The sequence below is a fragment of the Candidatus Jordarchaeum sp. genome (assembly GCF_052745115.1).
In genome coordinates, this window is sequence record NZ_JBRAKS010000132.1 from 1 (window position 1) to 10,222 (window position 10,222).

Here is a 10,222-nt window from a genome sequence, read left to right on the forward strand (position 1 = left end):
AGGTTTTCTAGTTTTACCCTATTTTTTGTGAGTTTTTATTTTAGGTGGTAGTCTTTTTATTTATGTGTGATATTCAAGTATTTTTATTAAAATCTTATTAATAACTTTTAAGTATGGTATTAGTATTTTATGAAATTTTATTTTTAAAAAATTTTTTCTAAATAAATTTTTTAGTAATAGCCGTAAGGTTTTTCAACGTCATGTACTGATTATTAAAGAGAAATATCTTGGTGGTTCGGTGATTAACGATGAGAGTACATTCTACGCGTTTTGATAAAACTAGAAGAATACTTGTCGGTGAAGAAATTGACGCTCTACTGGTAATGGAGCCTAAAAATATTTACTATTTAACGGGATTCTTTCCTCATTCATTTGATGTTCCCAGTGCGGTTATTTTTTCGGGGGATAATGAAGTAACGCTTACTGTTTCACGTATAGAATTGGATAGAGCAGCTGAAACCTCTTGGGTTAATGATGTTCGGTGTTATTATCCGCATCCTCTTAAAACTGATGAAAAGAATGAGAAGGTGGACAGCGTCATTGATTCAATTGCTGCAATAATAGAGGAAAAAGACCTAAGTGAAAGTATGATAGGGGTTGAGCTTTCTAATCTCCCAGCTTTCACATTCGAGAATCTGAAGAAAAAAATGCCTAAAATAGGCTTCAAAGATATTTCAAGAAATGTCTGGGAAATGCGGATGTACAAGGATCTTATGGAGATAGAAAATATTCAGAAAGCTCTAGAGATCGCTGAAAAAGGGCTAAGAACCGCTATAGAAATCATAAGCCCTGGAACAACCGAAATTCAGGTTGCTGTGGAGGTTGAAAGCGCTCTACGTAAGGCAGGGTCCCAGAGAGCTCTATTTGAGAGCGTGGTGGTGTCCGGCTCTAAATCCGCTTATCCCTATGCGATCGCTGGAAATAAAAAGATCGAAGAAAATGAACTAGTACTGATAAATATTGCAGCTTCCTATAATGAGTATTGTGCGGATGTAGCAAGAACCATATTCACAGGAAGTCCGCACAAAAAGCATAAAGAAATTTTCGAAGTAGTGAAACAAGCTCTTAATAATGCTTTGCAGTATTCTAAACCAGGAGTTGCCCTTGGTCAATTAGACCTAGTGGCTAGAAAAGTGATAAAGGAAAAAGGTTACGAGCCATTCTTTATACACCCTATTGGGCATGGGATAGGTTTAGATCAGTACGAGCCTCCCATAATCTCATTAAACAACACCGAAATCATTAGAGAAGGCCTAATATTATCCTTAGAACCGGCAATTTACATACCAGAATTCGGCGGTTTGAAAATAGAAGAAACCGTTCTCATAACAGAAGATGGACATCAAGTTTTAAACAAACTACCAATAGAAACAATGTAAGTGAAATTTTTCTAAATGTTAAACAGACTTCAATAGTAAACATCCCCTCAAAAAAGGAAGAGCTTTCTTCGGATTCAAATTTTAAAAATCTTCGCTATTAGTTTCACAATTTAAAGGACGTTATACCATGAATATTAAACCAGTTTGCATTCTGTGTCTTCTAACCCGCGCTTATCGAGAAATACAACAATCAACAAGTAACCCCAACATTCAGTTGCAGGCCATGAAGGAAGTATTAAGCATCATTGATGTTATAATAAATGAACAAAGCCACCCTATGCATCTAGTGCCTGCCTACATTGGTACACGAAGAGATCGCGCAATAAAAAAAGTAACTGGCTGCCCGGATCCCTACCGTGAGCAGAAGATTAAATCCAACAAAATAGCATTAGAACTGCGTTCTGATTTTGAAAAAATTATCGATAAAGAAGATGATAATTATAAAAGATTTCGAATGGCTTGTTTGGCAGCCATGGTTGGAAACATAATCGAGTTCGATATTTTGGGTCATAAATTTAATCTTGAGGAAATATCCAAACTTCTGGATAAAGCGGAGGATGAATTAGCTATTGATGACATACCCATACTTTTTGAAAAAGTTAAATCCGAAACCAAAATCCTTTATTTGACCGATAATGCGGGTGAAATAGCGTTAGACGTTCTACTTGTAAAGGAGTTAAAAAAACTGGGAGCAGAAGTCACGGTCGCAGTTAAGGAGAAGCCAATTTTGAACGACGCCACACTTGAGGACGCTCAAAAGGTGAGCATGCTTAACACAGCAAATCAAGTAATTACCATAGGGACGGACACTGTAGGACTAATTCTTGAGGAGTGTTCAGAAATCTTATTAGACCATTATCGGAGCTCAGACTTAATAATTGCTAAGGGAATGGGGCACTTTGAAACCATGACCGGTTTACACCCAAATGGATCCCACCCTGTAGATGTCTTTTTTTTGTTGAGAACAAAGTGTGAACCGGTAGCAATGAGTTTAGGTGTTGAGCGTGGAAAAAACGTAACAAAATATTTCCCAGCAAAATCAGTAATGGAGTGTTAAATCCAAAAAATATATACTGAATATTGTCAGGTTAAGAACAATATTATTTGGAGGAAGATTTAATGAAGTTCACTCTTCCTGTTATTGCAGTAAATTTTAAGACATACTTAGAAAGTGTTGGTGAAAAAGGACTTAAGATAGCAAAAGCCGCACAAGAGGTATCAACTGACACCGGAATATGCATTATTGTCATCCCACAACAACCGGATATAAGACTAATTGCAAGCCAAGTAGACGTTCCAGTTTTTGCACAGCACATAGATCCCTTTAAAGCCGGTTCCCACACCGGTTATATTCTACCAGAAGCTATTGCCGATGCTGGAGCTACAGGGACGCTTATAAATCATAGCGAACACAGGCTAATACTAGCAGACATTGATGACGCTATTAGGAGGGCAAAGGAAGCCAAACTCAAAACCATAGTCTGTTCAAATAACCCCGAAGTTAGTGCATCAATATGCGCTCTTTCCCCAGATTACTGTGCATACGAACCTCCCGAACTCATTGGTACTGGCATTTCGGTTTCCACAGCGCAGCCAGAAGTGGTATTAAAAGCAGTTGAACTAATGCAAAAAGTTAATTCCGATGTTATTCCTCTATGTGGAGCGGGAATAAGTACTGGAGATGATGTAACTGCGGCAATCAAATTAAAAACTCGGGGTGTGCTCTTAGCCTCCGGTGTGGTGAAAGCAAAGGAACCAAAAGCGGTGCTACAAGAAATGGCTGAAGCGGCGCAAAAAACACTATAAATTTTCCAGAAACCGTTTCTAAAAAGTACTAATTCATAGTTATTTACTAAAACCACAATACTTTTTTAGAAGCGCCTCCCCCTAATAACTTTTTAAATTCCTAATTACAAACTGCTCTAACAAAAATTCACAAAAATTAGATTACACTTTTTCCTAAATTTAAAAAAAGCGTTTTATACTAGTCGACTTATAACTTTATGGTGCAAGATATATAAAATTCGGAAGGTACATAACATTGTTGGGAATAAGCGGATACGGGGTTTATATTCCTTTATACCGGATAAAGCAAAGCGAAATTGCAGCTGCTTGGAAAGTAGACTCACGACTTTCTGGTGAGAAGGCTGTAGCGTATTTTGATGAAAATGTATTGACACTGGCTTACAACGCTTGTAAAAATGCTCTAAAACACGCCGACTTGGAACCTCACGAAGTCAGTGCATTGTATCTTGGAACAGTTTCCAGTCCTTATACTGAGGCTTCATTAGCAGCTCATTTGGCAAGCGTCCTCGGTCTACAAAATAATTCTGAAGCCGCAGATTTCGGTGCCTCATCTAGATCAAGCATTGCTGCCCTACTGGCTGGTCTAGACGCTGTAAAATCAGAAAGACTTGATAATATTCTGATAGTTGGAAGCGACATACTCATAGGAGCACCAGGAACCAATTTCGAATACACAGCAGGATCCGGAGCAGGGGCTCTATTATTAAGCAATACTAGTGTAATAGCCGAGTACCAAAACAGCTTCTTCTACACAACTGGATTCGCCGACAAGTGGAAAAATGTTGACTCAAAATATCCCACATACGGTGATACTGGCTTCATAAGGCAATATGGATACGTAGAACACGTAGTTAACGCCGCAAAGGGTCTTATGGAAAAACTTGGAGCCAAAGCAGAGAATTTCAAACACGTAGTGCTTCAACAACAGGAAAATAGAATGATAACTGAAGCCTCAAGAAAACTAGGCTTTACACCAGAACAGCTTAACGCCGGTATGACAATCGAAAATTTCGGTGACACCGGGTCCGCCTCCATTCTGATAGGGTTATCCGCGATTCTTGACCAAGCACAACCGGGACAAAAAATATTAGCTGTTTCCTACGGCTCCGGATCCAGCGACGCCCTAAGCTTCGAAGTAAAAGAAGAAATCAACCAAAAACGAGAAAAATCAACCCCTGTTAAAAGTTTCAAGGATAACAAAAATTATCTAGACTATTTCACACATCTCAGGCAAAACAGAATAATAACCCGAACCGAATAAAAATAAAGGAAGGTCGAAAATGACTACACCCCCCTTATGGAGAGATTTTAAGCAAAACAATCGCATGGAAGCCTACAAATGCAAAAACTGTGGCTACGTAAGCTACCCCGAAAAAAGAAAAGTATGCCCTAAATGCAAAAAAGCCCCCTCAGAATTCGAAACCGTCACCCTAGGACCCAGAGGCAAAATACTAACCTACGTGGTAGCCCACACACTACCCGCAGAATTCGAATCCCCTATTCCCCTAGCAATAGTAGAAATGGAAGGTGGAGGAAGAATATACGCCATGGTTTCGAACTGCAAACCCGAGGAATTGAAAATCGGAATGGAAGTAGAACTAGACTACCGAGAAATATTAGAAGAAGACGGATACCACGTACAATCCTTCAAAGTAAAACCCGTAAAATGAAAAAAGAGATGAAAAGAAATGAAAAATAAGGTCGCAGTAATCGGAGCAGGACTAATAGACTTCGGAGTACTATACGACAAAAGCCCAGACATGATGATGGAAGAAGCCTACCTAAACGCACTACAAAGCGTAGACAAAGGAATCGAACCCCAAGAAATACAAGCCGCATGGCTCGGAACACTCAGAGGAAGATTCACCGGAGTAACACTAGCCCACCCCACAGGACTATTCAAAATCCCAGTATCAAGAGTAGAAAACGCCTGCGCCACCGGAAACGAAGCAGTCCGCCACGCCTGCTTCGCCATAGCCGCAGGAGTATACGACACAGCACTAATAATAGGATACGAAAAAATGCACGACGAAAAAGGAGGACTAATAAAACACGCAGCAATCAAAGACATCTGGATGAGAAGAGCAAGAACCATGCCCTCATTCTTCGGCCTCAGAGGCACACGCCACATGCACCAATACGGCTCCACAAAAGAAGACTTCGCACTCATATCAGTAAAAAACCGCCACAACGGAGCACTATACTCCCACGCCCACTTCAAAAAAGAAGTAACAATAGAACAAGTACTAAAAGCACCCATAATATCCTGGCCCCTCGGACTATTCGACTGTTGCCCGACTACTGATGGTGCCGCCGCTGTCCTAGTTTGTAAGGCTGAGCTTGCTAAAAAGTACACAGATACTCCTGTTTTTGTTGCGGGTAGCGGTTTGTCTGTTGACAGTTGGCAGCTGGGGGAGGATGACGCTCTGGTTGGTTTTCCGGCGAGTAAGGATGCTAGCCGCCAAGCCTACAGGATGGCGGGTCTTGAGCCCAAGAATATTGATGTGGGTGAGATACACGACTGCTTCACTGTTACCGAAATCCTGAATTATGAGGATCTTGGTTTCTGCGAAAAGGGTCAAGGACACAAACTGATTCGTGAAGGGGTAACCACTTTAGATGGGGAAAAACCTATGAACCCAAGTGGAGGCCTTCTTGCGAAGGGTCACCCTATAGGTGCCACGGGTGTGGCTCAGGTGGCTGAGATCTATGAACAGCTTAGGGGTGAAGCGGGTAAGATTCAGGTCGCCGACGTCGAAGTTGGTATGACACATAATATTGGTGTTGCGAATAATGTTGGTTCAGTTGGTTGTGTGCATATTTTGACTCGTTGATCTTCTCTTTTTTCTTATATTTTTTGCCTTTTATTTGGTGGATTTTTTGGTTTTTTTGGGTTGCGCGATGCGGAAAGCATAATATTTAATATGTTCTTTTTCGAGAATTAAGAACAATGTACTTTCGGTGGTTTTATGGCGAAAGAGGGTGAAGTTGCTGCTCTAGTTAGTAGTATTAAGAATGAGCTTAGAATATTGGGGGCTGTTACGGCTAGAGGGCTTGCTTTGCTCACTGCCGATGGTGGCGCGCTCTACTCGGATATGGCTCCGGATATTAAAAAGCGGTTGAATATGTTTGTTCCTGGCTTTCCTGCAATGAGTGTGGGTTCAAATGTTACAGTTAATATTGATGATCGGGCTCTCATAATTATGCGTGTTTCGGAGAAAACGGTTTTGGCTGTTTATACTGATCAGAGAGTGGGCGTTGTTTTGGCGAGGATGAGTACTTTGATTAATAAGTTTGGGAAAGAATTGGACAAAGTGGTTGGAACCTCTGAAAAATAATTCGAAGAATTGAAAAATCTAAAAAACTTTTAAAAAAGTATTGTTTAAAATAAAAAGAAAAATGAAAAGTATTTACAAGTTTTTTAATCTGTAGGATGGAACTTGGTGTTAAAAATAGATTTAGAATTCGGTTTTAAAGTAGTGTTTAAATTTAGGGATTAAAAAGTGGGAAGATTGGGTGTAATGCTCCTAGACCTCCAAGTCCATTTTTAGTTTCCGGACAATCTCCTTGTACCTGTTTCTTATTGTGACCTCTGTTACGTGGGCGACCTCGGCGATCTCTCTTTGTGCTCTTCTTTCACCAGCTAGAATCCCCGCTATGTAAAGGGCTGCTGCTGCTAGCCCGGTGGGGTCTTTTCCGCCGGTTATTCCTATTTCGCTTGCTCTCTCGATTACTTGTAATGCCTTTTTTTGGCTTTCTCCGGACATGCTGAGCTCGTTTGCGAATCTGGAGATGAAGTCTGTTGCGCTTGGTCGTGGAGTCTTGAGATCTAGTCCTCGAAGAATCAGTCTTACGCAGTGTGCCAGTTCTTTCCTGTTCACTCGAGCAACGCTCTCAATTTCGTCAAGTGGGCGTGGAATTTTGTGTAGTCTGCAGGCGAGATAGACTGAGGCTGCAACCATTGATTCTATGGATCTCCCTCTGACTAGTCCTTTTTCTAGGGCTCTGCGGTATACTACGGCTGCGGTTTCACGGATATCTCTTGGGATGCTGAGTTGGCTTGCGATTCGGTTTAGTTCGGGCATTGCTTGGGCTAGGTTTCTGGCTATGGAGCTGTGTACTCTGGTTCTAATCTGCCATTTTCGCAATCGGTAAATTTGGGCTCTACGCTTGGGTGAAAGTTTTCTTCCATAGGCGTCTCGGTCACTTCTGCTGATTGTGGTGCTTAGTCCCTTGTCTGGCATTCGATAGGTCATTGGGGAACCTACCCTGCTCCGATCTCTTTTCTCTTCTGCGGTAAAGGCGCGCCACTCTGGTCCACTGTCTATCATAAGGTCGTTGATTATTAGGCCACAGTCGCCACAAATAGTGTCTCCTCTGGAGTAGTCCCTAAGAATTCTCTTGCTGCCACATTCCGGGCACTGTATAACTTCTTTGTAGTTTGCATCTTCCTTTTCTTCGGTTTTTGACAAATGTTTTCACCTCAATTTATAATATTTATAAGCAAAATATTGGAGGATTTGTTCAATTTTGAACATAGTTCTAAAGAACAAATAACAGATAATTTTAAAACAAAATCTAAATTTTCATTCATCTTCAATAATATACTTTTTTCTTAATGGTTGTTAAATATTCAATTTATGGTTTTTTTCTCTAATTCTCATTTTTTGCTTTGCTTCGGGGGATTTTACGGCTTTTGGATTGTATGGAAGAGGGTTTTTAAGCTTTTTGTGTTTATATATCTTTCGTTTTTTTCCCCCACACAAATCATTACACTACTTTTCCCCTTATAAATCTTATGGTAAAAACATTCCATTATTCAGAAAAATTTTGTATAATTCTCAATTTTTAGATCATATTTTTACAATAATTCTAATAAAAATACATTAATATTTAGAATTTTACAGTTTAATTAGCGAAATTTCAACATTTGTGACGCCTTCTATTTGCGAAACTCGGAACTTAAGGTCCTCAATTTTCACGGATAATTTATCCTTTTCTATATAACCTTCATAAAAGCATTGTTTTCCTTTTCGGCAAAGACCAGTGGTATGAAGAAACTCAATTTTATCCTTCACAATAATTAACCCAAGATCCCTAAGAAATCTTTGAGAAAGTTTATCGATTTCCACCGAGAGTTTAACCACTTCAGAAGAATCGGTAGGAATTAAGCGGACTTCGCCATTGGATCTAGATAATATCATTATCGCGTATGGTTTGCCTATCAACTCAAGAAATTCTCTCGGTAATCTTATTCCTTCCTCTTTAAGATCAACAATTTCCGCTAGAGTAAGTTCATCCGAAGACATCATTAAATCCTTCATGCCTCTCTTACATATTCGTGAAATATTTGTTTTTCATAATATTAACTTTTTGTTATTAATCTCTGTTTAACATGAATTTGGATTTGTTAAAAAGAATTTATTAATTCAGAATTATTAGCAGGACAAATATTATAACAAATTTTTCCAATTACTTCCGATCTAATATTTGATTAGATATATTTAGGACTTACGCAGTTGGGTGGGTATTTGCGTGTGGTTGGTGATGGGATTGCTCGAGTTAGCCTTCTTTTTCTATTTCGGACCTTTTTCGACCTTTCTTTGAGAGGTGGGCATTAAAAATTCAGGCTTTCACCAATTCAAGGCAAAAGAGGAGATTTTGACGCCGCCACAGGCCTAGTTAACCTACAAAACAACCCTCAACTGCGTAACTCCTAGTATTATTAAAAAAGTAGAGGAAGTAGAATTAATTATTCCATTTCGTCTCTAATTATCTCTATTACTGTTCTGAATTTTACAGCGTCTGGAAGGGCTCCAATAACTTTGAGGTCTCCGCTCATGTAGGCTGACGTAGCATCAACTTCTCCTGTTAACATTCCTAACATTGTTTCGTAGTTCGCTTCCATAGTTAAATCTGGGCTGTCATGTGTTCCTTCAGAGACTGTTAGTTTATTATCTTTTATCGTGATGTAGAAGGGGTCAACACCTTCTCCTTGGAATTGGAGGACACGCTCCCATCCTTCCAGTTCGGCTGTCACGTCTTCACTGCTGGCAGCTACCTCTTCCATTTTTTTGAGGTGACCCATTATCTCGGACATTACCAATTCCTCCCTGTGACCAAGTTTTATGTTCTTTCTATCTTAATGCTTTATATAAACTTTTCTTACAAACTATATTCTAAAATGAATGGTAATACTAATAATATTTTAGTGCATTAACTATTTACTATACTCTATTATATAATAATAAAACTCATATATTAATCTTAATAAAAATTTAACAGAAATTACAGAGGATTAGCAAGAAAGCTCCGGTCCCTTTTAGGACGGGAATGAATTATGGGGATTTTAAATACCGAAAAAGGATGAAAAATGGGGGAGTGAAAAAGGGTATGCGGCTAAAATGGGGTTTGGAGCCTGCCTGCATCGGGCTCGTTATGAAAGGGGAGTTGCGCGTTTGAGGAGGACCAACATCTTCCGGCTGGTTCCAACAAAGGAGCAGAAACAGAGGCTGCTAAATTTAGCCCACAACTGCTCCAAAATGTACAACGAGATAAACCACAAACGCAGACAACCCTCTTCTCGGGAGAATTCGACTGGGACACCGGCGAACAATACCACAAGTACAAGAAGCTGGTTGGCTCCGTCCCCGCTCAGCAAACCATACAAAAGAACAACGAAGCCTTGAAATCGTACTGGGCACTTCTCAAGAAGTGGAAAAAGGGAAAGGTGGCGAGGAAACTCAAGTCTCCCCGGTGCTGGAAGGATTGAGAAAGCGGAAAAAGACCCCTAAAAATCCTTGTGAGGTGGGCCAGCTACCCTCTGGAAGAAAAAGTCCCAAAACTTCCCCCGAGAACTAAAAGCGCAGTGGATGGGCAGAAACAGATGGAAAGGCGGTAAACAGGTAAGACTCGAAATAATCTACGATGAACTCTTGGAGAAGTGGCACGCCCTACACTTCCAACAATAACAGCAGAGGTGTAGAACCGTTGTCCGAAACTTACCCATTTAGGACACCGCCTAAATGGTGTTCGGT

General features: G+C 40.1%; 11 protein-coding genes. 8 read left to right on the forward strand and 3 right to left on the reverse strand.

The window, feature by feature from the left end; all coding sequences use genetic code 11:
• Nucleotides 1–248 precede the first annotated feature (248 nt).
• The 7 genes from ACUVXA_RS10700 to ACUVXA_RS10730 all read left to right on the forward strand — a co-directional run bounded on the left by ACUVXA_RS10700 (nucleotide 249) and on the right by ACUVXA_RS10730 (nucleotide 6,523).
• Nucleotides 249–1,379, forward strand: coding sequence for a M24 family metallopeptidase (locus tag ACUVXA_RS10700; RefSeq protein ID WP_445871250.1), 1,131 nt, complete (start codon nucleotides 249–251; stop codon nucleotides 1,377–1,379).
• A gap of 127 nt (nucleotides 1,380–1,506) precedes the next feature.
• Nucleotides 1,507–2,436 carry a damage-control phosphatase ARMT1 family protein gene (locus ACUVXA_RS10705; protein ID WP_445871251.1) on the forward strand — a complete coding sequence of 310 codons (930 nt, stop codon included), beginning with the start codon at nucleotides 1,507–1,509 and terminating at the stop codon, nucleotides 2,434–2,436.
• 62 nt (nucleotides 2,437–2,498) lie between these two features.
• A complete protein-coding gene (gene tpiA, locus ACUVXA_RS10710; RefSeq protein WP_445871252.1) occupies nucleotides 2,499–3,185 on the forward strand; it encodes a triose-phosphate isomerase in 687 nt (228 codons plus the stop codon).
• Between the two features lie 235 nt (nucleotides 3,186–3,420).
• Nucleotides 3,421–4,446, forward strand: a complete 1,026-nt coding sequence (locus ACUVXA_RS10715; RefSeq protein ID WP_445871253.1) for a hydroxymethylglutaryl-CoA synthase — start codon at nucleotides 3,421–3,423, stop codon at nucleotides 4,444–4,446.
• Nucleotides 4,447–4,465: 19 nt separating this feature from the next.
• On the forward strand, nucleotides 4,466–4,855 hold the full coding sequence (locus ACUVXA_RS10720; protein ID WP_445871254.1) for a Zn-ribbon domain-containing OB-fold protein: 390 nt from the start codon (nucleotides 4,466–4,468) through the stop codon (nucleotides 4,853–4,855).
• A gap of 18 nt (nucleotides 4,856–4,873) precedes the next feature.
• Nucleotides 4,874–6,019 (forward strand): thiolase family protein, encoded by a 1,146-nt coding sequence (locus tag ACUVXA_RS10725; RefSeq protein ID WP_445871255.1) that lies wholly within the window; start codon nucleotides 4,874–4,876, stop codon nucleotides 6,017–6,019.
• Between the two features lie 135 nt (nucleotides 6,020–6,154).
• On the forward strand, nucleotides 6,155–6,523 hold the full coding sequence (locus ACUVXA_RS10730; protein WP_445871256.1) for a hypothetical protein: 369 nt from the start codon (nucleotides 6,155–6,157) through the stop codon (nucleotides 6,521–6,523).
• Between the two features lie 189 nt (nucleotides 6,524–6,712).
• Here the strand turns inward: ACUVXA_RS10730 and ACUVXA_RS10735 are convergent, their stop codons facing one another.
• The 3 genes from ACUVXA_RS10735 to ACUVXA_RS10745 form a co-directional block, all read right to left on the reverse strand.
• Nucleotides 6,713–7,657, reverse strand: a complete 945-nt coding sequence (locus tag ACUVXA_RS10735) for a transcription initiation factor IIB (RefSeq protein WP_445871257.1) — start codon at nucleotides 7,655–7,657, stop codon at nucleotides 6,713–6,715.
• Nucleotides 7,658–8,086: 429 nt separating this feature from the next.
• Entirely contained in the window at nucleotides 8,087–8,494 is a 408-nt protein-coding gene (locus tag ACUVXA_RS10740) for a hypothetical protein (RefSeq protein ID WP_445871258.1), read from the reverse strand.
• A gap of 443 nt (nucleotides 8,495–8,937) precedes the next feature.
• Complete coding sequence (locus ACUVXA_RS10745) at nucleotides 8,938–9,285, reverse strand: SCP2 sterol-binding domain-containing protein (RefSeq protein ID WP_445871259.1); 348 nt, start codon at nucleotides 9,283–9,285, stop codon at nucleotides 8,938–8,940.
• Nucleotides 9,286–9,643: 358 nt separating this feature from the next.
• Here ACUVXA_RS10745 and ACUVXA_RS10750 point away from each other — a divergent pair, with 358 nt between their 5' ends.
• Nucleotides 9,644–9,874 carry a hypothetical protein gene (locus tag ACUVXA_RS10750; protein WP_445871260.1) on the forward strand — a complete coding sequence of 77 codons (231 nt, stop codon included), beginning with the start codon at nucleotides 9,644–9,646 and terminating at the stop codon, nucleotides 9,872–9,874.
• Nucleotides 9,875–10,222 lie beyond the last annotated feature (348 nt).

What these genes read in the sequence shown, in the direction of transcription:
- ACUVXA_RS10700 (WP_445871250.1), top strand. Translation starts at nt 249, where the DNA reads ATGAGAGTACATTCTACGCGTTTTGATAAAACTAGAAGAATACTTGTC.
- ACUVXA_RS10705 (WP_445871251.1), top strand. Translation starts at nt 1,507, where the DNA reads ATGAATATTAAACCAGTTTGCATTCTGTGTCTTCTAACCCGCGCTTAT.
- tpiA (WP_445871252.1), top strand. Translation starts at nt 2,499, where the DNA reads ATGAAGTTCACTCTTCCTGTTATTGCAGTAAATTTTAAGACATACTTA.
- ACUVXA_RS10720 (WP_445871254.1), top strand. Translation starts at nt 4,466, where the DNA reads ATGACTACACCCCCCTTATGGAGAGATTTTAAGCAAAACAATCGCATG.
- ACUVXA_RS10725 (WP_445871255.1), top strand. Translation starts at nt 4,874, where the DNA reads ATGAAAAATAAGGTCGCAGTAATCGGAGCAGGACTAATAGACTTCGGA.
- ACUVXA_RS10730 (WP_445871256.1), top strand. Translation starts at nt 6,155, where the DNA reads ATGGCGAAAGAGGGTGAAGTTGCTGCTCTAGTTAGTAGTATTAAGAAT.
- ACUVXA_RS10740 (WP_445871258.1), bottom strand. Translation starts at nt 8,494, where the DNA reads ATGTCTTCGGATGAACTTACTCTAGCGGAAATTGTTGATCTTAAAGAG.
- ACUVXA_RS10745 (WP_445871259.1), bottom strand. Translation starts at nt 9,285, where the DNA reads ATGTCCGAGATAATGGGTCACCTCAAAAAAATGGAAGAGGTAGCTGCC.